Origin of the sequence: Streptomyces sp. NPDC058008, assembly GCF_042886395.1 — a bacterium.
Taxonomy (GTDB): Bacteria; Actinomycetota; Actinomycetes; order Streptomycetales; family Streptomycetaceae; genus Streptomyces.
Map to the genome: position 1 here is coordinate 294,954 of NZ_JBHVQX010000001.1, position 25,098 is coordinate 320,051.

Annotated in this window: 17 protein-coding genes; 7 read left to right on the plus strand and 10 right to left on the minus strand. The window is 74.5% G+C overall.

Translation table 11 applies throughout. From position 1 onward, the window contains the following. Positions 1-116: 116 nt before the first annotated feature. From ACFVS9_RS01270 to ACFVS9_RS01280, 3 genes are all read left to right on the plus strand, one after another. Entirely contained in the window at positions 117-3,842 is a 3,726-nt protein-coding gene (locus ACFVS9_RS01270) for an ABC transporter ATP-binding protein (protein ID WP_389929328.1), read from the plus strand. A gap of 100 nt (positions 3,843-3,942) precedes the next feature. Further along, entirely contained in the window at positions 3,943-4,425 is a 483-nt protein-coding gene (locus ACFVS9_RS01275; RefSeq protein ID WP_389929330.1) for a hypothetical protein, read from the plus strand. A 77-nt stretch (positions 4,426-4,502) separates the two neighbouring features. Next, positions 4,503-5,975 (plus strand): S28 family serine protease, encoded by a 1,473-nt coding sequence (locus ACFVS9_RS01280; protein ID WP_389929332.1) that lies wholly within the window; start codon positions 4,503-4,505, stop codon positions 5,973-5,975. A 330-nt stretch (positions 5,976-6,305) separates the two neighbouring features. Here ACFVS9_RS01280 and ACFVS9_RS01285 read toward each other — a convergent pair whose 3' ends face one another. Together ACFVS9_RS01285 and ACFVS9_RS01290 are read right to left on the minus strand one after the other, a co-directional pair. Then, the gene (locus tag ACFVS9_RS01285) at positions 6,306-8,174 is read right to left on the minus strand and encodes a glycoside hydrolase family 3 protein (protein ID WP_389929334.1); all 1,869 of its coding nucleotides are present in this window, start codon (positions 8,172-8,174) and stop codon (positions 6,306-6,308) included. A 368-nt stretch (positions 8,175-8,542) separates the two neighbouring features. Next, on the minus strand, positions 8,543-9,451 hold the full coding sequence (locus ACFVS9_RS01290) for a LysR family transcriptional regulator (RefSeq protein WP_383113909.1): 909 nt from the start codon (positions 9,449-9,451) through the stop codon (positions 8,543-8,545). Between the two features lie 99 nt (positions 9,452-9,550). Here ACFVS9_RS01290 and ACFVS9_RS01295 point away from each other — a divergent pair, with 99 nt between their 5' ends. Then, complete coding sequence (locus ACFVS9_RS01295; protein WP_389929336.1) at positions 9,551-10,453, plus strand: EamA family transporter; 903 nt, start codon at positions 9,551-9,553, stop codon at positions 10,451-10,453. A gap of 220 nt (positions 10,454-10,673) precedes the next feature. Here the strand turns inward: ACFVS9_RS01295 and ACFVS9_RS01300 are convergent, their stop codons facing one another. The 7 genes from ACFVS9_RS01300 to ACFVS9_RS01330 form a co-directional block, all read right to left on the minus strand. Then, positions 10,674-11,462 (minus strand): sugar phosphate isomerase/epimerase family protein, encoded by a 789-nt coding sequence (locus tag ACFVS9_RS01300; RefSeq protein ID WP_389929338.1) that lies wholly within the window; start codon positions 11,460-11,462, stop codon positions 10,674-10,676. A 109-nt stretch (positions 11,463-11,571) separates the two neighbouring features. Beyond that, complete coding sequence (locus ACFVS9_RS01305; protein WP_383113913.1) at positions 11,572-12,147, minus strand: GAF domain-containing protein; 576 nt, start codon at positions 12,145-12,147, stop codon at positions 11,572-11,574. 4 nt (positions 12,148-12,151) lie between these two features. Continuing rightward, a complete protein-coding gene (locus ACFVS9_RS01310) occupies positions 12,152-13,033 on the minus strand; it encodes a S8 family serine peptidase (protein WP_383113906.1) in 882 nt (293 codons plus the stop codon). Positions 13,034-13,036: 3 nt separating this feature from the next. Then, positions 13,037-16,156, minus strand: a complete 3,120-nt coding sequence (locus tag ACFVS9_RS01315) for an AAA family ATPase (protein WP_389929340.1) — start codon at positions 16,154-16,156, stop codon at positions 13,037-13,039. Positions 16,157-16,289: 133 nt separating this feature from the next. Then, the gene (locus ACFVS9_RS01320) at positions 16,290-16,535 is read right to left on the minus strand and encodes an aroma-sacti cluster domain-containing protein (protein ID WP_389929342.1); all 246 of its coding nucleotides are present in this window, start codon (positions 16,533-16,535) and stop codon (positions 16,290-16,292) included. After that, a complete protein-coding gene (locus tag ACFVS9_RS01325) occupies positions 16,532-17,266 on the minus strand; it encodes an iron-containing redox enzyme family protein (RefSeq protein ID WP_389929344.1) in 735 nt (244 codons plus the stop codon). The genes ACFVS9_RS01320 and ACFVS9_RS01325 overlap by 4 nt, the downstream gene beginning before the upstream one ends. Continuing rightward, positions 17,263-18,348: a radical SAM protein gene (locus ACFVS9_RS01330; RefSeq protein ID WP_389929346.1), complete on the minus strand. Its 1,086-nt coding sequence runs from the start codon at positions 18,346-18,348 to the stop codon at positions 17,263-17,265. The genes ACFVS9_RS01325 and ACFVS9_RS01330 overlap by 4 nt, the downstream gene beginning before the upstream one ends. A 361-nt stretch (positions 18,349-18,709) precedes the next feature. Between ACFVS9_RS01330 and ACFVS9_RS01335 the strand changes: the two genes are divergently transcribed. The 3 genes from ACFVS9_RS01335 (at position 18,710) to lanKC (ending at position 23,149) form a co-directional block, all read left to right on the plus strand. Continuing rightward, positions 18,710-18,865, plus strand: coding sequence for a hypothetical protein (locus ACFVS9_RS01335; protein ID WP_383113901.1), 156 nt, complete (start codon positions 18,710-18,712; stop codon positions 18,863-18,865). Between the two features lie 256 nt (positions 18,866-19,121). Then, positions 19,122-20,462 carry an MFS transporter gene (locus tag ACFVS9_RS01340; protein ID WP_383113900.1) on the plus strand — a complete coding sequence of 447 codons (1,341 nt, stop codon included), beginning with the start codon at positions 19,122-19,124 and terminating at the stop codon, positions 20,460-20,462. Positions 20,463-20,536: 74 nt separating this feature from the next. Further along, positions 20,537-23,149 carry a class III lanthionine synthetase LanKC gene (gene lanKC, locus ACFVS9_RS01345; RefSeq protein WP_389929348.1) on the plus strand — a complete coding sequence of 871 codons (2,613 nt, stop codon included), beginning with the start codon at positions 20,537-20,539 and terminating at the stop codon, positions 23,147-23,149. Here the strand turns inward: lanKC and ACFVS9_RS01350 are convergent. Beyond that, positions 23,136-25,016, minus strand: coding sequence for a BTAD domain-containing putative transcriptional regulator (locus ACFVS9_RS01350; RefSeq protein ID WP_389929350.1), 1,881 nt, complete (start codon positions 25,014-25,016; stop codon positions 23,136-23,138). The genes lanKC and ACFVS9_RS01350 overlap by 14 nt on opposite strands. Between the last annotated feature and the right edge of the window lie 82 nt (positions 25,017-25,098).

A 25,098-nucleotide genomic window follows, 5' to 3' on the forward strand; every position in this document is an offset into this window, starting at 1 on the left:
CCGGATCCGGCTCCGGGGGCCGGTGTCGGTGGGCCCGGTTATGTTGCGGGGGGATGAAATCCGACGCTGTCCGCGTTGGACACTTCCGGCGCATCAGGGACGATCGGGAGGCACGAGTGGCGACGGCGGAGCAGGGCTGGGCCGGACGGTTGTGCGGGTACGCATGGCGCTACCGGCGCAACGTCGTGCTGGCGCTCGGGTCGTCGCTCGCCGGGATGGCCGTGCTGGCCCTCGTCCCGCTGATCACCAAGGTGATCATCGACGACGTCGTCGGCAGCCACACCCGCTCCCTCGGCGTCTGGACCGGCCTGCTCGTCGTGGCCGCCGTCCTCGTCTACGTCACCACCTTCGTCCGCCGCTACTACGGCGGACGGCTCGCGCTGGACGTCCAGCACGACCTGCGCACGGAGATGTACGACACCCTCACCGGGCTCGACGGGAAGCGGCAGGACGAGCTCTCCACCGGGCAGATCGTGGGCAGGGCCACCAGTGACCTGCAACTGATCCAGGGCCTCCTCTTCATGCTCCCGATGACCATCGGGAACATCCTGCTCTTCTTCATCTCCCTGGCGATCATGGCGTGGCTCTCGCTGCCCCTGACCCTCGTCGCCCTGGCCGTCGCCCCCGCCCTCTGGTTCATCGCCCGGCGCTCCAAGGCCCGCCTGTTCCCCGCCACCTGGTACGCCCAGAGCCAGGCCGCCGCCGTCGCCGGAGTGGTCGACGGCGCCGTCTCCGGGGTCCGGGTCGTCAAGGGGTTCGGCCAGGAGGAGCAGGAGACCGGCAAGCTCCGCGAGGTCGGCCGCAAGCTCTTCGCGGGCCGCCTGCGCACCATCCGGCTGAACTCCCGCTACACCCCGGCGCTCCAGGCCGTCCCCGCGCTCGGCCAGGTCGCGATGCTGGCCCTCGGCGGCTGGCTCGCCACCCGGGGCGAGATCACGCTCGGCACGTTCGTCGCCTTCTCCACCTACCTCGCCCAGCTCGTCGGCCCGGTCCGGATGCTCGCCATGGTCCTGACCGTCGGTCAGCAGGCCAGGGCCGGTGTGGAGCGCGTCCTGGAGCTGATCGACACCGAGCCGTCCATGACGGACGGCACCCTGACGCTCCCGGCCGACGCCCCCGCGAGCGTCGAGTTCGACGACGTCCGCTTCGGCTACGACGACGGACGCCCGGTCCTGGACGGCTTCACCCTGACCATCGAGCCGGGCGAGACGGTGGCCGTGGTCGGCGCCTCCGGCAGCGGCAAGTCCACGGTCTCGCTCCTGCTGCCCCGCTTCTACGACGTGTCGCACGGCGCCGTCCTGGTCGGCGGCCACGACGTCCGCGAGCTGACCCAGGACTCGCTGCGGGCCGCCATCGGACTCGTACCGGAGGACAGCTTCCTCTTCTCCGAATCCATCGGTGCCAACATCGCGTACGGACACCCGGACGCGACCCAGGAGGAGATCGAGCGGGCCGCACGGGCCGCCCAGGCGCACGGCTTCATCTCCGACCTGCCCCAGGGGTACGCCACCAAGGTCGGCGAGCACGGGCTCACCCTCTCCGGCGGCCAGCGCCAGCGCGTCGCGCTCGCCCGCGCCATCCTCACCGACCCGCGCCTGCTGCTCCTCGACGACGCCACCTCGGCCGTCGACGCCAGGGTCGAGCACGAGATCCACGAGGTGCTGGCGCGGGTCATGGAGGGCCGCACGACCCTGCTGATAGCCCACCGCCGCTCCACGCTCGGCCTCGCCGACCGCATCGCCGTCCTCGACCAGGGGCGGCTCGCCGACATCGGCACGCACACGGAGCTGGAGCGCCGCTCCCCGCTCTACCGCCGGCTCCTCACCGACCCGGACGAGCTGGGCGGCACCTCCCCCGGACACCGGCCGGCGGCCGTCACGGCCCCCGAGGACGACCGCGCGTTCCAGGAGGAGCTGGAGGCCGACTTCGACGCCGAGAGGGGAATCACCCCCGGGCTGTGGATCCGCAAGGAGGAGCAGCGCGACGCGGCGGCCGCCGGCATGCCGGCCACCCCCGAGCTGCTGGCCCAGGTCGCCGCGCTGCCGCCCGCCACCGACGTCCCCGGCGTCGACGAGGCGAGCGCGGTGCGCCCGGAGAAGTCGTACGGCCTGCGCAGGCTGCTGCACGGCTTCGGAGCCGCGCTGCTGGTGAGCCTGGCGCTCGTCGCCGTCGACGCAGGCATGGGCCTGCTCCTGCCGGTGCTGATCAGGCACGGCATCGACGACGGTGTCACGAAGATGGCGCTCGGCGCGGTCTGGGCGGCGGCGGGACTCGGACTGATCGCCGTGCTCGTGCAGTGGGCGGCCCAGATCGGTGAGACCCGGATGACGGGCCGCACCGGTGAGCGCGTGCTCTACTCCCTGCGGCTCAAGATCTTCGCGCAGCTCCAGCGGCTCGGCCTCGACTACTACGAGCGCGAGCTGACCGGCCGCATCATGACCCGGATGACGACGGACGTCGACGCCCTGTCCACGTTCCTCCAGACCGGCCTGGTCACCGCCTTCGTCTCCCTCGTCACCTTCTTCGGCATCACGGTCGTGCTGCTCGTCCTCGACATCCAGCTGGCCCTGGTCGTCTTCGCGACACTGCCGGTCCTGGTCGTCGGCACGTTCTACTTCCGCCGCAAGAGCGTCAAGGCGTACGAGCTCGCCCGTGAGCGCATCAGCGTCGTGAACGCCGACCTCCAGGAGTCCGTCTCCGGGCTGCGGATCGTCCAGGCCTTCCGGCGTGAGCGCGACGGCGCCGAGCGGTTCGCGGCGCGCAGCGACCACTACCGTCAGGCCCGGGTGCGCGGCCAGTGGCTGATCTCCGTCTACTTCCCGTTCGTGCAGCTGCTGGCCTCGGTCGCGGCGGCCGCCGTGCTGATCGTCGGCGCGGGCCGCGTCGACAACGGCACGCTGACCACCGGTGCGCTGGTCGCCTACCTCCTCTACATCGACCTGTTCTTCGCCCCCGTGCAGCAGCTGTCCCAGGTCTTCGACGGCTACCAGCAGGCCAGCGTCTCCCTCGGCCGGATCCAGGAACTCCTGCGGGAGCCGACCTCCACGGCCGACCACGACGAGCCGCTGGAGGTGGACTCGCTGCGCGGCGAGATCGCGTTCGAGGACGTGTCCTTCGCCTACACGGGCGAGGAGGAGGCCCTCAGCGGCATCGACCTGCGGATCCCGGCGGGCCAGACGGTGGCCTTCGTCGGCGAGACGGGGGCGGGCAAGTCCACGCTGGTCAAGCTCGTCGCCCGCTTCTACGACCCGACGAGCGGACGGGTCACGGCGGACGGCACGGACCTGCGACGGCTCGACAGGACGGCGTACCGGCACCGGCTCGGCGTCGTGCCCCAGGAGGCCTACCTCTTCGCGGGCACGGTCCGCGACGCCATCGCCTACGGCCTCCCGGAGGCGACCGACGCGCAGGTGGAGGCGGCGGCCCGCGCGGTCGGCGCCCACGACATGATCGCGACACTGGAGGACGGCTACCTCCACGAGGTGGCCGAACGCGGCCGCAACCTCTCGGCGGGCCAGCGCCAGCTGATCGCGCTCGCCCGCGCCGAGCTCGTCGACCCCGACGTCCTGCTGCTCGACGAGGCGACCGCCTCCCTCGACCTCGCCAGCGAGGCCCTGGTCAACCAGGCCACCGACCGGCTGGCCGGCCGGCGCACCACCCTGGTCGTCGCCCACCGGCTGACCACGGCCGCCCGCGCCGACCGGGTCGTGGTGATGGACCGGGGCAGGGTCGCCGAGGACGGCACGCACGACGAACTGCTGGCCAGGCAAGGCGCCTACGCGCGGCTCTGGCGCACCTTCATAGGAGAGGACATGGGCGAGGACACCCCGGCAGGCGTATGACGCCCGCCGGCCGGCGGCCGCCCGTACGTCCCCGCCGCCCGGAACCCGACAGCCCCCTCCTCGCGTCGTACACCCGTACGCGCGCCTGATGGAGGCCACGGTGTTCGATGAAGCGGGCGGGGTGGACGGGGTGAACGGTGTGGCGAGACCGCTGAGGTCGTCGGGGCGGCGGGAGCGGGGCGGCCCGGCCGGGCCGCCGGCGGGCCGTCGGCCGGGGGCGGCGCTCCTCATCCTCCCGCTGCTCTGCGCACTCGGCCTGGTGCTGGGCCCCACCGGGACGGCGCCGGTGCACGCCGCGTCGGCGTGCACCGGGCGGCTGGTCAAGACGGTGACGTTCGCCACCGGCTCGCTGCGTGTCTACAAGAGCCGCGCGTACGCGTGCGCCGTCACCGTCGCGGGGAAGCCGGGCGCGCGCCGGGCGATGCGGGTGTCGCTCCAGCCCCGGGGAGGCCGGGCGGTCGTCGACAGCGGGACGTTCACCCAGTTCGCCGGCCCGGTCACGGTCCACGCGCTGAACCGCTGTGTCCGCGCCTCGGGTTCCGTCGGGGGCTCCTCCGGCTCAACGGGATGGATCCTGTGCTGACGTGCGGGTGGGGTCTGGCGTGACGCGTGTTACCCCGCTAGGTTCACGGCGACTGTCGTGAATCAAGGGGAGGGTGCATGCGCAAGGTGCTCAGGGGCGTTCTGTCGCTCGCGGTGCTCATAGGCACGGTGAGTGCGACCGGAGCCTCGGCCGGGGCGGCCACCGCCGCGGAACCGGCCGCGAAGCAGAGCAGCGGCTCCACCAGCAGCAGCGAGGACATCAAGGACCGCATCCTGGCCATCCCGGGGATGAGCCTGATCGAGGAGAAGCCGTATCCCGGGTACCGCTTCTTCGTCCTCAACTACACCCAGCCCGTGGACCACAAGCACCCGTCCAAGGGCACCTTCCAGCAGCGCATCACCCTGCTGCACAAGGACACCAGCCGGCCCACGGTCTTCTTCACGAGCGGCTACAACGTCTCGACCAACCCCAGCCGCAGCGAGCCGACGCAGATCATCGACGGCAACCAGGTGTCGCTGGAGTACCGGTTCTTCACCCCGTCCCGCCCGGCGCCCGCCGACTGGTCGAAGCTGGACATCTGGCAGGCCGCCAGCGACCAGCACCGGGTCTTCACGGCGCTGAAGAAGATCTACTCCGAGAACTGGCTCACCACCGGCGGTTCCAAGGGCGGCATGACCGCCACCTACTTCGAGCGCTTCTACCCGAAGGACATGGACGGCGTCGTCGCCTACGTCGCCCCCAACGACGTGGTGAACGACGAGGACTCGGCGTACGACCGCTTCTTCGCACGGGTGGGCACCAAGGAGTGCCGCGACCGGCTGAACGGCGTGCAGCGCGAGGCCCTCGTGCGCCGCGCGCCGCTGGAGAAGAAGTTCAAGGCGTACGCCGCCGAGAACGGGCTGACCTTCACCACCGTCGGCACGCTCGACAAGGCGTACGAGGCCGTTGTCATGGACTACGTGTGGGCGTTCTGGCAGTACAGCCTCCTCGCCGACTGCGACTCCATCCCGGCCGACGCCCCCAAGGCCACCGACCAGGAGATCTGGGACTCCGTCGACGGCATCTCGGGCTTCTCCGCCTACGCGGACCAGGGCCTGGAGACCTACACGCCGTACTACTACCAGGCAGGCACCCAGCTCGGCTCGCCGGACATCAAGCAGCCCTGGCTCGGCAACCTGAGCCGCTACGGCTACCAGCCGCCGCGCACCTTCGTGCCGCGCTCCATCCCGATGAAGTTCCAGCCCTCCGCCATGCGTGACATCGACAGCTGGGTGAAGAACAACGCCCGGCAGATGCTGTACGTCTACGGCGAGAACGACCCCTGGGGCGCCGAGCCCTTCCGCCTCGGCAAGGGCGCCCGCGACAGCTACGTCTACACCGTGCCGGGCGGCAACCACGGCTCCAAGGTCGCCGGCCTCGTCGCCGACGAGAAGGCCAAGGCCACCGCGGCCATCCTGCGCTGGGCCGGGGTCGCGCCCGCGGCCGTCGAGGCCGATCCGGCGAAGGCGAAGCCCCTGGCGAAGTTCGACGCCCGCCTGGACGTGCGGGACGCCGAACTCCAGCGGAACCGGGGCACCCTGAGGCCGTAACACCGGCGGGGACTCCGCCGGGCGGGCCGCGGCCACCGGGTGCTGGACACACCCGGCGGCCGCGGCCCACCGGCGTGTCCGGGCGCGGGCGCACGTACGGACGGCGTTCCGGGTCGCGACCGCCCCGTGTGAGGGGGCATGTCCCCCCCTGCCCCCGCGCACGTACGGATCCGCCCCGGCGGGGCGCAGGGCCTGCCCGGCCACCGCGAGCGGGTCCCGGACTCCGTCACCGGCTGACCCGGCCCGCCGCCGCGTCCCCACGGGCGTGCGCCCGGCGTGGCCCGCGGGAGCGGTCACACGCCAGGCGCACGGCCTTCAGCTCAGGGGCGCTTACGCCGGGGGAGCCGCGGAGGCCCGGTAGGACAGTCCGTAGCCGACGGGGTACAGCGCCTGCGCGGGCGCGTCCGCGCGCTGCACCGGGACCGGCAGCCTGCCCTCCGGCCGGGCCCGCCCCGCGATCACCCGTGCGGCGGCCCGCAGTTCGACGTCCGTCCAGGAGTACGCGGCGAGGCTCGCGGCGTAGCCCGTACCGGCCAGCTGGGCGATGTCGTACGGGTTGCGGACCGCGAGCGTGATCACCGGGACGCCGGTCGCCGCCAGCGCGCCGACGAGGGTGCGCTGGGAACTGGTCGCCGTGACGTTGTACGTGCCGACGACCACCGCGTCCCTGCCCGCCGCCGCCGCGACCGCCTCGGCGATCTTCGCCTGGGTGGGCGCCGTGCCGGTGGACAGCGCGGTCGCCGCGTATCCCAGCTCCTCGAAGGCGGCGGCGAGCGTCGTGGTCGGGGGCCCGGTCGTACCGGAGGGGGAGGCCGGATCGGCCCCCACCACCAGGAGGTTCCGGTGGGACCGGCGGGAAAGAGGGAGCAGCGAACCGGTGTTGGCCAGCAGGGTGGTCGTCCGCTCGGCGATCCGGTCGGCCGCGGCGAGGTGCGAGGGGACGCCGACGGTGCGGTCGACGCCGCGGTGGGTGACGTACGGGTCGCGGAACAGCCCGAGCCGCATCTTCAGCCGCAGGATGCGCAGGATCGATTCCTCGATGCGGGCCTCGCTGATCTCGCCGCCCTTCACGGCGTTCAGGACGGCGTTCCAGGCGACCTTCAGGTCCGGCGGGTTGAGCAGCTGGTCGACGCCCGCCAGCAGCGCGAGGACGGGAACGCGCTCGTCGCCGTACTTCGTGCGGACGCCCTCCATCCCGAGGGCGTCGGTGACCACGACCCCGTCGTAGCCCAGTTCCTCGCGCAGGATGCCGGTGAGGATCGGGCGGGACAGGGTGGCGGGGTCCTCCGACGGGTCCAGGGCGGGGACCACGATGTGCGCCGTCATGATCGAGTCGATGCCGGCGGCGACGGCCGCGCGGAACGGCGGGGCGTCCAGCTCGGCCCACTGCTCCCGGGTGTGACGGATGACGGGGAGACCGGTGTGGCTGTCGGTGCTGGTGTCGCCGTGACCCGGGAAGTGCTTGGCGGTGGAGGCGATCCCGGAGCTCTGGTACCCCTTCAGCTGCGCGGTGACCATCCCCGCGACCGCGTCGGGGTCGGAGCCGAAGGAGCGCACGCCGATGACGGGGTTGGCCGGGTTGACGTTGACGTCCGCGTCCGGCGCGTAGTTCTGGTTGATGCCCAGGGCCGCGAGTTCGGCCCCCGCGATCCGGCCCGCCGTACGGGCGTCGGCGCGCGAGCCGCCGGCACCCAGTGCCATCGCGCCCGGCAGCAGCGTCGCGGGTTCACCGACACGGCACACGATGCCGTGCTCCTGGTCGGTGGAGACCAGCAGCGGCAGCGGGGTGGGCCCGGAGAGCCCCGCGCGCTGGATGCCGTTGGAGAGGTCGGCGATCTGGTGCGGGTCGCGGGTGTTGTGCGCCCACGCGAAGTAGATGATGCCGCCGACGTGGTACGTGGAGATCAGCTCGGCGGCGTTGCGGACCCCGATCTCGTCGAGGTTGGCGTCGATGTCCGCCTGGTCGGGCGAGGTGGCGGAGTGCCCGTACACCCGCATCACGAAGAGCTGGCCGACCTTCTCCTCCAGGCTCATCCGGGCGATGAGCCGCCGGAGACGGCTGTCCGTGGAGGTGCCGGACGCGGACACGCGCGGGGCTGCCTGCGCGGCGCCGGGAAGCGCGGTGACGCCGGCCGCCGCGGCCGCGGCGGTCGCTGCGGTGGCGGTGAGGAGGGTGCGTCTGGAGGTGCGGTAGTGCACGTGAGCCCCTTCCGGTGCTGAAAGAAACTTCCAAGAAGGTACGGATATATGGAAAGTAACTACCAGTCAAGGGGGCGGCCCGGGAAGGGGTGGGACTCGCGGAGGGGTGGGCGGCGTGCGTGACCTGTCGCCTTCGTCCCCGTAGTTCCCGTCGTGAGGGGCGTGCCGGATCACGCGTACCGGGTCGGGGCGCACGCGTGCCGCGTCGGGGCGGGCGGGTCCCGGCGGACGGGCCGCGTGTGTCGCGTGAGCCGGGCGGGGTGTGCGCGCCGTGGCTGTTCACGCCTGCCCGGGGCCTCCGCGCCGGGACCGGTCGGGCGCGTCGTGCGGGGCGTCGTGGCGAGGTGCGCGTCCGCCGGTGGGCGGCGTCAGGAGAGGCCGGCCGCGGGGCCGTGGCCGCGCAGCACCGACACCGCCGCGATGATCGCGGGCCGCCGCGCCGCCTCCGTGCGCCACAGCGCGTACAGCCGCCGCACCGGTACAGGGTCCAGCCGTACGGCCACCACGCCCGGCGGCAGCGGGCCCCGGCCCAGCCGAGGGATCATCGCCACGCCGAGCCCGGCCGCGACCAGGGCCAGCTGGGTGTGGTTCTCCTCGGCCCGGTGGCGGATGTCCGGCTCGTACCCCGCCGCCCGCAGCGTCCGTACGAGCCAGTCGTGGCACACCGTGCCGGGCGGCTGGCACACCCACCGCTCCCCGGCCAGTTCCTCCCGCCGCACCGCCTCACGGCCCGCGAGCGGATGCCCCTCCGGCACCAGCAGATCGCACCGGTCGTCACCGAGCACCGCCTGCGCGACGCCCTCCGGTGCGGGCAGCGGGCTGATGTCCCAGTCGTGGGCGACCGCGAGATCGATCACGCCCTTGGCGACCAGGTCGACCGAGAGGTGCGGATCGACCTCGCTGAGCCGCGCGTCCAGCGCCGGGTGCTCACGCGCCAGCTCCGCGAGCACCCCCGGCAGCAGCCCGCGTGCCGCGGAGGCGAACGCGGCGACGGACAGCCGTCCCGTCGGCTGCCCCCTGCGCTGCTCAAGGGTCGTCTCGGCCTGTTCCACGATCGCCAGCAACTGCTGGGCGGTGGCGGCCAGATGGAGCGCCTCCTCGGTGAGCGCCACTCCGCGCCCGCGCCGCTCCAGCAGCGTCGTACGCGTCTCGCGCTCCAGCTTGGTGATCTGCTGGGAGACCGCGGAGGCGGTGTAGCCGAGGGCGGCGGCGGCACCCGCCACGGAGCCGTGGACGGACACGGCGTGCAGGGCGCGCAGCCGGGACAGGTCGAGCACCGGGACCTCCGGGCGAGCGGGAAGCATAAGCGGTACTCAATCCAATCATGAAGGAATCCGCGCTGGTGCTACACGGTCCGCGCGGCGGATGCTCGGACCATGCGTCCCCTCCACATCGCCCTGGCCGCGCTGGTCGCCGCCGTCTGGGGTGTGAACTTCGTCGTCGTCGAGCTGGGTCTCGCCCACTTCCCGCCCCTGCTCTTCTCCGCCCTGCGCTTCCTCGTCGCCGCGCTGCCCGCCGTGTTCTTCGTCGGCCGCCCCACGGTGGCGTGGAGGTGGATCATCGGTGTGGGTCTCGTCCTGGGAGTGGCCAAGTTCGGGCTGCTCTTCATCGGGATGGACCGGGGGATGCCCGCCGGGCTGTCCTCCCTCGTCCTCCAGGCCCAGGCCGTCTTCACCGCCCTGTTCGCGGCCCTGGTCCTGTCCGAACGGCCCGGCGGGAAACGCCTCCTGGGGATGGGCGTCGCACTCGCCGGCATCGGGGTCGCCGCCGTCGACGAGGGGGCGAGCGGGCCGGTTCTCGCCTTCGTCCTGGTGATCCTGGCCGCCGCCTGCTGGGGGGCGTCCAACGTGATCACCCGCAAGGCGGCGCCGCCGGACTCCCTCAACTTCATGGTGTGGGTCTCGACCGTCCCGGTCGTACCGCTGCTCGTCCTCTCCCTGCTCTTCGAGGGCTGGGACCGCGACGCCGAGGCCCTCGCCGCGCTCGACTGGACCGGCGCCGGAACCGTCGTCTACGTCGCCTGGATCTCCACCGTCTTCGGGTTCGGGGCCTGGGGCTTCCTGCTCCGGCACCATCCGGCCTCGTCCGTGGCCCCGTTCACCCTGCTCGTGCCCGTCTTCGGGATGTCCTCGGCCGCGCTCCTCCTCGGCGAGTCCGTCAGCCCCCTGCGGTGGTGCGCCGCCGCGCTGCTGGTCGGCGGGGTGGCCCTGACCTCCCTGACCGGGCCCCGCCCCGCCGTCACCGTCCCGCAGCCGGAGGCCCGGGAGGCGAGGGTCTGACCCGCGGCCCCCTGAGCCGTCGGACGTGTCGCGGGTGTGGACCGGGGGTTCGCGTGGCGCACCGACGACCTGCCCGCCAGGGCGGGGTGTGCGTCGCGATCCGAGCCCCCGGAGCGGCCCGGTCCGCCGGCTGCCGGAAGCTGCCGCCCACGTTCCGGCGCCGGGGGCTCCGCTGCCCTGGTCCGCGGCGCCGGTACCCGCCGGTCGGTCCCACCGGCCCCTACTGCTTGGGCGCGCCGAGCCTCAGCAGGTGTTCCCTGCCTGCCGCCAGCAGCTCCGGCAGGTCCGCGGCTCCGGGGTGCCACCGCTTCTCGTACTCCCAGCAGACCCAGCCGTCGGCGGCCGGTGTGTCCAGGCACTCCTTCAGCGGCAGTGTCCCTGCCCCGAGGGGCAGCGGGGCGATCTCCTCGGCGGAGGCGATGTCCTTGACCTGTACGTATCCCAGGTGCGGGGCCAGTACCGCATGGCTCGCGGCGGGCTCCTCGCCCGCCAGCCAGGTGTGCATGACGTCCCAGATCGCGCCGATCTGCCCGTGCCCGACCGTTCCCACCACCCGCGCCACGTCGGCTCCGGCCCGGTGCGAGTCATGGGTCTCCAGGAGGATGCGTACCCCCAGGTCGGCGGCGTGCGGGGCCGCGGCCCCCAGCCGCCGCGCGGCGACCGCGTCGGCCTCGGCGGGGTCCTGGTCGCCGCCGCCCGGGAACACCCGGACGTTGGCCGCGCCCAGGTCGCGCGCCAGTTCCACCAGCTCGGCCAGCGCGGCGATCACCTCGTCGTCCTCACCCTCGGCGGCGACCCGGACATACCCGGCGACGGTCAGGATCTCGACGCCCCCGCGCTTGAACTCCTCGGCGACGGCCGCCCGTTCGAGCGCGGTGAGGCCGGGGTGCACCGGTTCCTCCGGGTGGGCGCGCAGCTCGACCCCCTGGTAGCCGTTGCCTGCGGCGAGCCGCACCACGTCCGCCACGGGCATACCCGGAACGCCGAGGGTCGAGAAAGCGAGCTTCACGTTCTGTGTCCTTCCGCTGGGAGCCGGCGCGGGAACGGCCCGGCACTCACCCGGCTCCTGCCCTCAGGAACCGGCCGTCACTCCCGCGCGGCGCCCGGCGTACGGTTCCTCAGCCCGTGCCCCGCAGCAGCCGGTCCAGGCTGCCGAGCAGCTGGAGGGCGTCCTCGCGCCGTTCGCCCTCCAGCCCCCGACCGCCGGTGCCCGCCGCGTGCGGAGCCAGCACCCGCAGCGCCGCCGCCGCCTGCCGGGCGAACATCGCCAGCAGGTCCAGTTCACGGACGCCCGACCGGGCCTGGGGAGAGGGATCCAGCACCTCCAGCACCCCCAGGACGCGTGACTCGCTGATCAGCGGGGCGGCCATCAGGGCGTCCGGGACGTACTCGGTGGACTCCGCCAGCGAGCGGTCGAACGACGTGTTCCGGCTCAGGTCGTCCACCACCATCGGCTCACCCGACGTCGCCACCCAGCCGGCGATGCCGCGCCCCGCGGGGAACCTGCGCCCCACCAGGAACTCCTCGCCCTTCCCGGAGACCGCCTGGAAGACCAGTTCGTCCGCCTCCTCGTCCAGCAGGCAGACGGAGCTGGCCGCCGCCCCGAAGATTGCGCGCGCCACGTCGACGACCGACTGGAGCAGCTCGTGCCGGGCGGCGTCACCCGGGGCGTGCGGGGACGGTGAGGTGAGCATGGCGTCAGTTCTCGGAGTCGTCACGGGTGTCTCCTGCCGCTGTGGAAGGACGCGGATCCGCGTGCACGTTGGCCGCGGAGAGGTAGAGGGCGTTCTTGAGCTGGAAAGCCGTCATCCTGGGATGCCCGGAGAGGACGCGGGCGCAGAGTCCCGCGACGTACGGGGTGGCGAAGCTGTTCCCGGTGGTGCGGATCGTCCGGCCGCCCAGCCACGGCACGGACACGTTCTGTCCCGGGCCGAAGAACTCCACCGGGGGGTCCGGGTTGTAGAGGTGGAGCTCGTCGTCCTCCTGGTGGCTGCCCACGGAGATCACCGAGGCGAACCGCCAGGGGAAGCTCTCCACGGGCGTGTTGTGCGCCGAGGCGACGATCACCGTACGGCCGAAGTAGGCCCGGTCGGCGAGGCCGTGCAGCTCGGAGGCGAAGCGGGTACGAGTGGTCGACAGGCTCAGGTTCACCACGTCGAAGCGCTGTTCCACCGCCCAGCGGAGCCCGGCCATCAGTACGTCGCCGGTACCGGAGAACCGCTCGCCCAGCACCCGGACGCTGTGGATCTCGCAGTCGGGCGCGGTGCGCCGGATGATCCCCGCGCAGGCCGTGCCGTGTCCGCAGGTGTCGCCGGTGTCGGTCGGCTCGACCGTGACCGCCCCGCTCCCCGGGTCCTTGACCACCACCCAGGAGCTCTCCACCGGGCCGACCAGCGGGTGGTCGAGCTCCACACCGGAGTCCACCACGCACACCCGCACCCCGCGCCCGGTCGCCTGCCGTGTGGGCAGGCCTCCCGGCGGCCCCTCGTCCGCCGGGACCGGTACGTCGTCGGGGCCGCGCCCGCGCAGGCTCCAGGTGAGTCCCTGCCCCGGGACCGTGCCTGTTCCGACGGTTCCCATCGGTCAGCTCCTCTCCGTCGTGGTGACCATGACCCCGTCCGGCACACAGCCGGCGGCCCGGCGGGCCCCCGGCAGGTGCCCCTTGCTCGCGAAGTGCTCCCGTGCCGCACGCGCCGAGGCCAGCGCGGGTGCCTGCCGCCCCAGCGCGAACAGCGTCCGGGCCCGGTCGAGTTCGGCCGTCGCCCGGACCAGCGGGGAGTCCGTGAGCAGCGACGCCCGCACGGCCCGGTCCGCATGGCCGGCCGCCTCCGCCGGACGCCCGGACGCGGCGGCCAGCCGGCCCCGCAGCCCGCTCAGGTCGACGGCGTCCGAGGGGCTCAGCCCCGAGGTCCCGCCGATGCCCGTGATCCAGACCGCCGCCCGCCGGGGCCTGCCCTCGTCGAGCTCGATCCGGGCCGCGTCCAGTGCCACGGCGGTCCGCAGCCCCGCCGCGTCGGCACGCCGGGCGGCCGCGTCGGCCGTGGCCAGCAGGCCCAGCGCCGCGTCACCGTGGCCGAGCAGCGCCTCCACGGCGGCCCGGAACACGGGCAGGAACACCTCCGCCTCGGCGAAGCGCAGCTTCCCGGCCAGCTCCTGGGCCTCGGAGAGGCAGGCGCGTGCCTCGCGGGGCCGGTCCTGGAGCGCGTACAGCACCGCGAGCGGGCAGTTCAGGGTGAGCCTGACCGTCGGCCGGCCCTCCCCGTGCGCGGACAGCAGGCCCAGGCAGCGGGCCACCGCCTCCGGGGCGGGTACCGGACCGCGCCACAGGGAGATGCCGATGGCCCCGAGCGCACCGGCCCGTTCCGGTTCGGCTCCGGCCAGGACCGCCTGCTCCAGGGCGCGCGCCTGATCGCGTTCCGCCTCCTCGTGCCGGCCGGCCTGCTGGAGGTGCTGCGCGAGTCTCAGATGGGACCTGGCCCGGCCGACCGCGTCGCCCGCCGCCTCGAACACCGGCAGCACCGCCCGTGCCGTCGCCGTCAGTCCGGGGCCGGGGCCCGAGGGGTCCAGCACCGCGAGGGCGAGCCTGGCGTGCGCGGACTCCACCGACACCGACTCCATCTCGCTGACCCGGCGCAGCAGCCGGGCCCCGCTCGCGGTCTGCCCGAGCGCCACCCGGACCTCACCGAGCCTGCGGACCGAGCTCACGTCGTCGGGATCCAGCCCGACCGCCCGCTCCAGAAGGTCGCCCGCCCAGGCGAGGTCGGACCGGGACGCCGCCTGGGCGCCCGCGCGGCCCAGCGCGGCGGCGGCACGGCCGCGCAGCCGCCCGGTCCGGTCGTCGAGCAGCCCGAGCTCCGTCCGGTAGAGGCAGGCCCGTTCGAGATGGCCGCCGACGGCACCGTCCCCGGCCCGCAGCACCCGGGGCAGCTCCGCCGCCCAGGCATGACGGTCCGCCTTGGCGCGCTTGGACAACGACGCGTAGGTCACCTCGTGCACCAGCCCGCTGCTGAACCGGTACGCCGTCGGCTCCGGACCCGTCCCCGGCTCCACCAGCCGCCGTCCCGTCAACGCCACCAGCACCTCCTCGATGAGCCTCAGACGGTGCGCCCGGTCGGCGGGGGAGACGCTCACCGCGGCGGGCCCCCTCAGTTCCGCCAGCCGCGCGGACGTCTCCAGCAGCAGGAGTTCCGCCGAGGTGAACTCGCGGCCGATCACGGCGGCGAGGCCGACCATGGTCCGCTCGGTCCGGGCCAGCGCCCCGATCCGGGCGCCCAGCAGGGCCTGGAGCGTGGGGGGCAGCCCGGATCCGGCGCCGTCCATCCGGTCGCCCACCAGGAGCTGTTCGAGGTAGAGAGGATTGCCCTCGGCGCGGGACAGGAGCCGCTCGTCCACCGGCCCCGCACCACCGTCGAGCCGTGCCAGCAGGCCCGCGAGCCGCGCACTCTCCGCGCGGGGCAGCCCCGTGAGCGGGAGGCAGTCCGCGGAGTCGGCCGTCCCGTCCGGCCGGCCCACACAGACGATCAGCACCCCGGCGGGCCCCGAGCCGTCCGCCAGCCGTTCCAGGGTGCGCGTCAGCGGGGGAGCCGCCTCGTGCGTGTCGTCGAGCACCAGGACGAAGGGCCTCTCCCGGGCGGCCCGGCCCAGCACCGTCGCGAGCGCGGCGCACATGTCCTCGAACGGGGCGTTCGGCGTACCGTCGCGCAGCAGACCCGCCGACAGCAGGGCCATCGCGTCGTCGGCCGCCGGAGCCTCCTGGCGGGCGGCGAGGGCCGGCAGGTCGCGCAGGGCGTCGGCGAGGGGGGTGAGCGTGCCCTGGTCGCCGTGTCCGCGGCACCGTCCGGCGCCGTAGGAGAGGACTCCCGAGGCGGACCGCCGGGCCAGCCACTCCCGTACCAGCCGGGTCTTGCCGATGCCGGGCTCACCGACGACACGCAGCAGCCCGGCCCGCCCCGCGCGCACGGTGTCCGACAGGGCGGCGTCCAGGGCGGCCCGCTCGGTGCGGCGTCCGACGAAGGGCACGTCGAAGCGGCGCAGCAGCTCCGGATCGTCCGCTCCCAGGGCCAGCAGCCGGTAGGCCTCCACACTGTCCTGCTTGCCCTTCAGCCGGAGCGGCCCGGTGGGCTCGGCGGAGACCGTGGGACCGGCGGCGAGCAGGGTGTCCGGGCCGAGGAGGATCTCGCCGGCCCCGGCGTGCTGTTCCAGGCGTGCGGCGATGTTCACGGTCTCTCCCGACACCAGCGCCTGACGGGCCGACGCGTCGCCTCCGGCCACCACCTGGCCGGTGTTGACACCGACCCGGGTGGCGAGCGTGATGCCGAGCGTGGCGTGCAGGTCCTCGTTGAGCCGGGCCAGCGCGTCCCGCATGCCGAGCGCGGCGGCCAGCGCCCGCCGGGCGTCGTCCTCCCGCACCACCGGCACACCGAACACCGCCATCACGGCGTCGCCGATGAACTTCTCCGGAGTGCCGCCCCGGGCCACGATCTCCGCGCTCATCGCCTCGAAGTACCGCAGCGTCACCGTGCGCAGGGTCTCGGGGTCCAGCACCCCCGACAGCGCGGTCGAGCCGACGAGATCGCAGAACAGCACCGTCACCGGCTTGCGTTCGTCCTCCCCGGGCGCGGCGGCGACGGCGCACGGCGTCCCGCAGGACGAGCAGAACCTGGCGTCCTCCGGCAGGTCCTGGCGGCACGTGGTGCAGTTCATGACGTTCCCTTCTCTCCGGGGGTGGGGCCGCGCCGCCGGGAGGGCGGGGCCGGTGCGCCGTCCGCACCGGCCCGCGCCCGGCCGGGACCGCCCCCGCGCGGAGCCCGGAACCGGGCCACCGCGGGGGGACAGCTCAGAACAGGGCGCCGCCGGCGATCTCGCCGTGTGCCTGGACCTCGGGTTCCACCGCGTCCAGCCGGCTCTTGATGTCGAGCAGCACGGCGAGCTCCTCCTCCGTGAGCTCGCTGAGCACGAGGCGCTGTTCGTCGGTGAGCAGGTGCACCGGCAGGCCGGCCTCGTACAACGCGTCGGGCAGCGGGGGCTGTTCAGCGCCCCCGGGCGCCCGGGGCGTGCCGTCCGCTTCGGATGGTCGGGTCATGGGGAGACTCCCGTCGGTGTGGAAGGTCCGGCCCCCCGTGGCAGCGGCGCCGCCGCGGAGCGCCCGAGCCGGACGAACAGCCGGGTGAGCGCGTCGAGGGAGTGCATGGCGCTGACCGTCACGTCGGACTCCTGGCCACGGGTCAGCGGCAGCAGGTCCAGCAGCGCGTACAGCTCGTCCAGGTGCCCCGTGTCCAGCGCCGCGTGCTCCCGCACCGTGCGCAGGGCGGCGTCCGGCAGGCCGGTCGTCGCCGCGATCCGGGACGTCAGGTCCGCGGCGGGCGCGTACCCCTCCAGCACCGCGATGTAGCCGAGCAGGGCCACCGGATGGTGGTGCTCGACCCAGTAGTACTGGGAGCCCGCGAGCGTGGCGACGACCGGGGAGGGCATCGGGCCGAGCGCGTCCCCCGACGGCGGGCCCGCCGCCGCGATGTCCTCCACCAGCCAGTCGTCGTGGCCCCGCTCCTCCTCGATGTGCGCGCGCAGGTACGCCGCCAGCGGGCCGGCCAGCGGGTCGCCGCGGACGTCCAGCAGCGTGGCCCTCTCCAGGGCGCGTTCCATCAGCGGAACGGAGGCCCGCACCACGGCGTGCATGGTGCGGAGATAGCGCCGGTAGCGCGGCAGCAGGTCCTCGGCGCGCCACATGTGCTCCATCGCGTCCAGCAGTTCCGTGTCGAGCAGCCGCAGGGTGACCCGCAGCCGCGCCGAGGAACTCGGCCCCGGGGCGCTCACCGGGAACCGTTCCCTGCGGGGACGCGGGCCACGACCAGGGGCGCGTACGCCGCGCAGCCGTGGTGCCGTACGACGCCCACCGGGCCCTCCGCCGCCCCGCGGGTCGCCGCGGTCAGGTCCAGCAGCGCCCCGACGGCCCCTCCGGCCGCCGACCGGGCCTCGTCCGCGACCCGGTCGTCCGACCCCAGGGCCCGGCAGCCGTGGCAGTACGAGTCCCCCTCGGGGGAGACCCCGGCCCGCGCGGCCAGATGGGCGGGACCGACCGTGCGGATCATGCGCAGCACGGGTGACTCCAGGGCCCGGCCGCGTACGGTCGCCCAGTCGTCGGTGTCGATGTGCCCGAGGCGGAGGTGGGCGGGGGCCGGCCGCAGGTCCACGGTGTCCTGGTTGCAGCAGGCGAGCACCGTGCCGTCGAAGGCGACCACCGGCCAGGCGGCCATGGCGCACGGGGACACCGTGCCGGCCTCCGGACCGCCGCGGGCGGGGGCGGCCCAGGAGGCGGCCCTGCCGAACGCCCGCACCTCGTTGACCAGGGAGGGGACCCGGCCGCCGAACTCCGTGTCGATGGCGCGGGTGATGTCGGTGAGATAGGGGTCGTCCGCGCCCGTGCCGGTGAGGTGGAAGCTCACCGCCACCCCCGTCTCCCGGACGCGGTGCACCGCGCGGAACACGTCGGCCCGGGGGATCTCCCGTTCGTGGTGGGCGTCGAGGCTGGCGGAGAAGTGGTCCACGCCCCTGATCGCGCGCAGGACCGGCGCCGGGATCTGACGGGAGCGGGCGAAGAACATGCCGCTGAGCAGCGCCGTACGCGATCCCGCGGCGCGGGCCCGGGTGCTCAGTTCCTCGACGAGCCCGGGCAGCAGCAGCGGTTCGCCACCGGTCAGCATCACCACGTCCGGCCGGTTCCGACGGGTGAACGAGCTTACGAAGTCCACCAGGCGGCCCGCGTCCGGTTCCTCCCGCGCCGTCAGGGACGAGCCGGTCGAGCAGTGGGCGCAGCTCAGCGGGCAGCGCCGGGTGAGGCCGAGCAGCAGGCCGGCGGCGGGGAAGGGCCGCCGTCCGACGAGTTCGCCGAGTTCCATGCGGGGCCGCCTCCTTCTCGGGGCCGGAGCGTGCGCGCGGAGGGACCTCTTCCCGTGGACCCACCGGCGTGCGCGGAAGTGCACCCAGGCTGCGGGGCCACGGTTCGGCGACGGTCCACGGATGCTTCAGGAGCGGTATGGGCGCAGCTCAGGCGGGGTTCCGGGCCCGCCACGGAAGCCGGACGCGGCGCACGGTGCCGCCCTGAACTGGGCCGATACCGCAGCCATACCGCCGCCGAAGCGTTCGCCAGGCGGGCCCTCCTAACTTTCTCGGCAACGGCAGGCAACAGCCCGCCGCACCGGAAACCCGGCACCTCAGGGCCCCCGGAACCAGCGCAGTCACCAGTGGACGGAGACCACCATGGCCGAGAACACCAAGCCCGCCGCCGACGACACCAACGACGAGACCCCCGAGGTCGAGGCGCACTCCGTGCTGGACCTCCAGGAGACGGCCGTCGACAAGGTCGTGGCCCCGGGCAGCTGCGTCAGCGTGATCAGCGTCGTCCTCGAGAACTGACCGGACCGGACGCACCGGGGCGGCGCCACGGAGGCCGGGGCAGGTCCTCCCGCCGTGGCGCCCGGCCGGCCGGTGTTGTGGGGCGGTTCCGTCGTGACGGAGCCGCCCCGCCGTCGCTTCCGCCCCGGCCCGCCCCCGGGCCACCTGCTCGCGTGCTCCCGCCCCGCTCCGTGCGCGGACCGGATCCCCTCGCCTCCGGCGGGCCGAACGGGCCCGCGCCTCTCGCCACGACCCCGACCACCACCGGGAGTTCACGATGACCACGCCGCTGCGCGGCAACAGGGATTTCAGGCTGCTCTGGCTGAGCGGCCTCTTCGCCGTTCTGGGCGGGCAGATGACCGCCCTCGCCCTTCCCCTGCTGGTGCTCAAGGAGACCGGTTCCGCCGTGCAGGCCGGGGCCGTCGGGACGGTGTCCGTCGGAGCCGTGCTGATCACCATGCTGCCCGGCGGGGTGATGGCGGACCGCGTCGAACGGCGCCGGCTGATGAGGCTGTGCGACGCCGGCAGCCTGACCGTCGTCACCGCCCTCGCCACCGCCGTCTGGTTCGGGCACGCCCCCATGCCCCTGGTCCTGCTCGTCGCGGCCGCGGGCGCGGTCATCAGCAGCGTCTACGCGCCGGCCGTCTTCGGCCTGATGCGCGCGGTCGTCCCGGCCGACCAGATGGGCACCGCCACCGCACGGCTCCAGGCACGCAGCCAGACGGCCCGGCTCGTCGGACCCCTCGTCGGGGGCGCGCTGTTCGGTGTCCACCCGGCCCTGCCCTTCGCGGCCGAGGCGCTGGGGCTGCTGCTGTCGACCGTCTGCGTGGCCCTCGTACGCACCCGCTCCCGGGCCCGGGCGAAGGCGGGCGCGGTGTTCAGCCGGCGCGAACTCCTGGCGGGCCTCACGTTCCTGTGGGGACTGCCCTACCTGCGTACGGTCCTCCTCGTGTTCGGCCTGGGCATGAACTTCGCCTTCGGGGCGCTGACCTTCACCGCCCTGACCGCGTTCTCCGACGGGGGCACCTCCGGCGTCGGCGGCGGCTTCGTCATCACCTGCGTGTCCGCCGGGGCCCTGACCGGGGCGCTGATCGCCCCGCGCGTCAGCCCCGACCGGCACTCCCGGCTCCTGATCGTCGCCACGTGCTGGGCCTGTGCGGCCGCCGCCGGGGTGATGGCCTGGGCCGCCCGGCCCCTGGTGGCCGGGCTGATGTGCGCGCTCTGCATGTGCCTGTCGACCGTCGCCAGCATCGGATTCCTCTCGAAGCTCCTCATCGTGACCCCCGAGGACCGGGTGGGCCGGGTGCAGAGCGCCGCGGGATTCCTGTCCTCCATGGTCCAGCCGTTCGGACCGCTGGCCGGCGGAGCGCTGCTGACCGCCTTCGGCGCCCGCTGGGCGTTCGCGCTGACCGGCTGCGTGCTGGCCCTGTCCGCCCTCGTGGTCACCCTGGCCCCCTCGGCGCGGGCGGAGCCCGCCCCGCCCCGCGAGGCCGGACCCGCCGACGCGCCGCAGCCGGCCGCCGGGCCCGTGCGGGCGGCGGCCGGTGACGGTCCCGTGGCCGCGCCGGGCTCCGGCCACCCGCCGGCCGCCGCCGAACGCGCCGTTCCCGGGGACTGACCCGCGGGAGAGGTCCCACCGCCCCACCGCCGCCGTCCGTGCTTCCCGCGGGCTTCGAGAAGAGAGAGCCGAGCGTGCCAGGGACCCAGGAAACCCAGCTGTACTGCCTCGCCGACCGTACGTACTTCGACACCCCGGCCCGGCTGCCCGACGAGGAGTCCCGGTACCGGCTCGACACCGATCCGCCCCCGGCGGGCTGGCGCCGCGAGGCCGTGGGGCTGTGGACCTCGCTGGTGCCCGAGGGCGTGGAACCGGCCGAGCAGGGCTGGAAGATCCATGTGTCCACCGTCCCCGGCGAGGCCGAGGCCACCCTGCGCGACACCGCGCGGATCTGCCTCCGCCACGGCGTGCCCTTCAAGTTCCTGCGCAGCGAGAAGGCGTTGCTGCTGATGGCGGACAAGCACATGCACCGCAGCGGCGCGGGCAAGTTCGTCGCGGCCTACCCGCCCGACGAGACCGTGTTCCTCGACCTGGCCGAGGAACTCTCCCGGACACTGGCGGGACGCAGCGGCCCCTACGTCCTCAGCGACCTGCGGATCGGCGACGCACCGGTCTACACGCGCTACGGCGCCTTCGTCCCCCGCTGGTGCGCCGACACCGACGGCCGGCAGGTCCTGGCGCTGCGGAACCCCGCCGGGGAACTGGTCCCGGACGAACGCGGGGTGGTCTTCCGGATGCCCTCGTGGGTCGAGGTCCCCGCGGCCCTGCGGCCGCACCTCGCGGCGCGCGCCGCCGCCCGCGACGACACCTTCCCGTACACGGTCACCGAAGCCCTCCAGTTCTCCAACGCCGGCGGGATCTACCTCGCCGAGGACCGGGGGACGGGACGGCGCGTGGTGCTGCGCGAGGCGCGTCCCCACTGCGGCCTCGACGGGGCCGGCGACGACGCCGTGACCCGGCTGCACCGCGAGCACCGGGCGCTGACGGCGCTGGCCGGACTCGACTGCGTACCCCGGGTGTACGGGGTGCGGACCGTGTGGGAGCACCACTTCCTGATCGAGGAGCACATCGAGGGGAACACCCTGCTGGAGGAGATCGTCGCCCGCTTCGCCCTCGTACGCGGGGCGGACTCGGCGGACGAACTCGCCCCCTACGTCGCATGGGCCGAGTCGGTGGCCGGTGCACTCTCCAGGGCGCTGGACGCGATCCACGCACGCGGTCTGCGCTTCGGTGACCTGCACCCCTCCAACATCATCGTCCGGCCCGACGGGCGGATCGCCCTCGTCGACTTCGAGTACGCCACCGCCCTGGACGACGCGGACACCCCGCTGGCCGGCGCCCAGGGCCTCCAGGCCCCCCAGGGCACCCCCGGGGCGGAGGCCGACGCCTACGCGCTGTGGGCGACCTGGCTCAGCATCCTGATGCCGGTCATGGAGATGGCCGGACTCGAAAGGGCGAAGGCCCTCACCCTGGAACGCTGGGCCCGCAGGCGGTACGCACTGCCGGCCGGAGCGGGGCCCCGCAGGCCCGCCCTGCTCCACGGTCCGGACGCGTCACGACGGCGCGAGGCCGAGGTGGCCGCCCTGTTCGAGGGCCCGGAGGTGGACTGGGCCGGGATCCGCACCCGTCTGCTGGCCGGGATCCACGCCGGAGCGACACCCGGACGCGCGGACCGCCTGTTCCCGGGAGGCCCCGGCCTCTTCGCCACGGGCGGGACCGACCTGGTGAACGGTGCGGCGGGCGTCCTGTACGCCCTGCACCGGGCCGGTGCGCCCGTCCCCGCGCAGTGGACCGACTGGCTCGCTTCGGCGGCGCTGCGCAGGGACCCCGCCGGGGCCGGCGGACTCTACGACGGCCTGCCCGGTGCCGCGCTGGTACTGACCCTTCTGGGCCGCGCCGAGCAGGGACGGGAGGTGTGGGAGCGTGCGACGTCCCACGCACCGGTGACGGCGTCGGCGGACCTCTTCACCGGGCGGGCGGGAACCGCGCTCGCCGCCCTGCGCATGGCCCGCGCGGGCGGCGCGGCCCCCGACCCCCGGCTGGTCGACAGCGCCCTGCGCACCGCCCGGGACCTGGACCGGCTGGTGCGGGGCGAACAGGTGGACGGCATGCGCCCGCCGGAGTCGGCCGGGCTGCTGCGCGGGCTGAGCGGAGCCGCCCTGCTCCTGCTCGAACTGCACGCGCTGACCGGCGAGGAATGGCTGCGCCGGGCCGCCCGCACCGCCCTGGGGCGCGAGGCCGGACACCTCGTCACCATGGACGACGGCTCGCTCCAGGTGAAGGACGGCCGACGCCATCTGCTCTATCTCGGGCAGGGCAGTTCAGGGGTCGCGCTGGTCGCCCAGGCCTACACCGCCCGGCACGAGGACGCGGCACTGAGTGCCCTGATCCCGGGCGTGGCCCAGGGCTGCGCCATGGAATTCGTCCGTGAGCCGGGGCTGTTCACCGGGCGCGCGGGCCTCGTCGCCGCCGCCGGGCAGCTCGACCCCGTGACCCGGACGGGGCCCGGGGTCCTGGCCTCCGTACGCAACCTCGCCTGGCACCTCGTCGCCGACGAGGACCGGCTGCTCGTCCCGGGTGCGACGCTGCGGCGCTTCTCCGCCGACCTCGGCACGGGAGCGGCGGGTCTGCTGCTCGCCCTGCACTTCCTGTCCGCAGGCCGCGACGCCGCCGACGGGGACGCCGTCCGGGGGCACGCGGCCGGGGAGAGCCTCCCCGGCCTGCTGGACCTGCTCACCCTCGGCTGAGGATGCGGGAAGCACCACCCCCGAGGGCGAGGACCGGCTCCCGTACGCCGGCCCCCTCGGGGCCCGCCTCCTCGCGGACGTACAGACAGAGGAGCCGGGGCACCTCGTACAGCGCGGCGTGTGCGGTGACCTCGCCCGAGGGGGAGGACACCGCACCGCTGTCGATGAGTGACTCGACCGCGCGTATCGTGCCCCGCTCGTCGCGGTCCAGCGCCGCCATCGCCCGCTCCAGCGTGAAGCCGCCGTCCCCCGCGAGCCCCGCGATGCGGACCAGTGCCCCCCGGTCGCGGGCGCCCAGGTCCCGCCAGCCCGCCGCGAGCCGGGAGCGTACGGACACGTCCCCGGCCACCAGTTCGTCCAGGGCCGCCGCCGGGTCGTCGAGCCGGTCCGCGTACTCCGCCAGCGGAAGGTGCCGCAGCACCCCGAGCCGCATCCCGCTCACCGCCACCGCCAACGGCAGGCCCCCGCAGGCCCGCACGATGCGCAGCGCGGCGGCCCGGTCCGTCCGCAGCCGGTCCGCGCCGATCAGGGTCCCCAGCAGCTCCAGCGCCTCGTCCTCGCCGGGTGCCGCCAGCGCCGTCCGGTGCACGGCTTCGAGGCCGGCGAGCTGACCGCGGGCGGTGAGCAGCACCGAACTCCTCCCGGACCGGGGCAGCAGCCCCCGCACCGACGCCTCGTCCGCCACGTCGTCCAGCACGATCAGCGCCCGGTGCCCCGACAGCCAGTCCTGCCAGGTGTTCCCGGCCTGCGCGGGGTCCGGCCGGCCCCGGCCGCCCACCCCGCACAGCCGCCCCAGCTCGTCCAGCATGTCGTTCCGGGTGCGCGCGGCACCGTCCTCCCGCCGCGCCCGGACATGGACCCGCCCGTCGGGGAACCGGTCCGCGAGCAGGTGGGCCGCCCGCACGGCCAGGGCCGACTTGCCCACCCCTGCCGGGCCGGAGACGACCAGCACGGCACCGTCCTGGCTCCCCGACACGTCGAGCAGCCGCGCCAGTTCGTCCTCGCGGCCGGTGAAGTGCCTGCTGTCCGCAGGCAGTGACACACCGCCCGCCGCGTTCCGGGGAGCGGAGGGCCGGGAAGCCCGGCCCTCGCCGAGCATCGCCCGGTAGAGGCCCGCCATCGCCGGACTGGGTTCCAGGCCCAGCTCCCGGGCGAGCAGCTGCCGGTAGTCGTCGTACACCGCCAGCGCCTCCGCCTGACGCCCGGTCTGGTGCAGGGAGTTCATCCACGCGGCCCGGAGCCGCTCCCGGAAGGGGTGGCGCTCCACCAGGTCCCGCAGGCCGTCCACGGCGACGCCCGCCCGGCCCGTCTCGATCTCGGCCTCGGCCCAGTCCTCGTAGACCGTGAGGCAGCGGGCCTCCAGCCGCTCCGCCTCCTCCGCGACCCCGGCGGAGTCCCGGAGGTCGTGCAGCGGCGCACGCTCGCCCCACAGGTCCAGCGCCTCGCGCAGCAGCCGGGCGGCGGTGCGCAGGTCGCCCCGCTCGCCCGCCGCCCGGCCCGCCCGGGCCAGCGTCCTGAAGCGCAGGGTGTCCAGCTCGTCCTCCTCCACCCGCAGCCGGTAGCCGCCGCAGCCGTGCACCACCCGGCCCCGGTCGTCGCCGTCCACGGCCCCGAACAGCGCGCGGGCGGCGCTGACATAGACCTGGAGGTTCTTGCGCGCGGTCCGCGGCGGGCCCTCCGGCCACACCACGTCGGTGAGCACATCCACCGGCACGGGCGTGTTGGGGCGGGACAGCAGGGTGGCCAGGACCAGCCTCTGCTTGCGTGGTCCGAGCGGCAGCGGCCTGCCGTCGGCCACCGCCGAGAGCGGCCCGAGCAGCGAGAAGTAGACCGCACCGGAGCCGGAGCGGGCGGGGGGAAGGGGCATCAGCGGGCCTCCTGGCCGGGGGAGGGGCGACGAGCTGCCGTACTGGGCCGATGCTGCCGCGACGCGGGACGCGGCACATCGG

Excerpts from the sequence above, each read along its gene's own strand:
- ACFVS9_RS01330 (WP_389929346.1), bottom strand. The coding sequence starts at position 18,348 with ATGGAACTCGGCGAACTCGTCGGACGGCGGCCCTTCCCCGCCGCCGGC.
- ACFVS9_RS01315 (WP_389929340.1), bottom strand. The coding sequence starts at position 16,156 with ATGAACTGCACCACGTGCCGCCAGGACCTGCCGGAGGACGCCAGGTTC.
- ACFVS9_RS01350 (WP_389929350.1), bottom strand. The coding sequence starts at position 25,016 with ATGCCCCTTCCCCCCGCCCGCTCCGGCTCCGGTGCGGTCTACTTCTCG.
- ACFVS9_RS01295 (WP_389929336.1), top strand. The coding sequence starts at position 9,551 with ATGCGTCCCCTCCACATCGCCCTGGCCGCGCTGGTCGCCGCCGTCTGG.
- ACFVS9_RS01335 (WP_383113901.1), top strand. The coding sequence starts at position 18,710 with ATGGCCGAGAACACCAAGCCCGCCGCCGACGACACCAACGACGAGACC.
- ACFVS9_RS01340 (WP_383113900.1), top strand. The coding sequence starts at position 19,122 with ATGACCACGCCGCTGCGCGGCAACAGGGATTTCAGGCTGCTCTGGCTG.
- ACFVS9_RS01305 (WP_383113913.1), bottom strand. The coding sequence starts at position 12,147 with ATGCTCACCTCACCGTCCCCGCACGCCCCGGGTGACGCCGCCCGGCAC.
- ACFVS9_RS01310 (WP_383113906.1), bottom strand. The coding sequence starts at position 13,033 with ATGGGAACCGTCGGAACAGGCACGGTCCCGGGGCAGGGACTCACCTGG.
- ACFVS9_RS01320 (WP_389929342.1), bottom strand. The coding sequence starts at position 16,535 with ATGACCCGACCATCCGAAGCGGACGGCACGCCCCGGGCGCCCGGGGGC.
- ACFVS9_RS01280 (WP_389929332.1), top strand. The coding sequence starts at position 4,503 with ATGCGCAAGGTGCTCAGGGGCGTTCTGTCGCTCGCGGTGCTCATAGGC.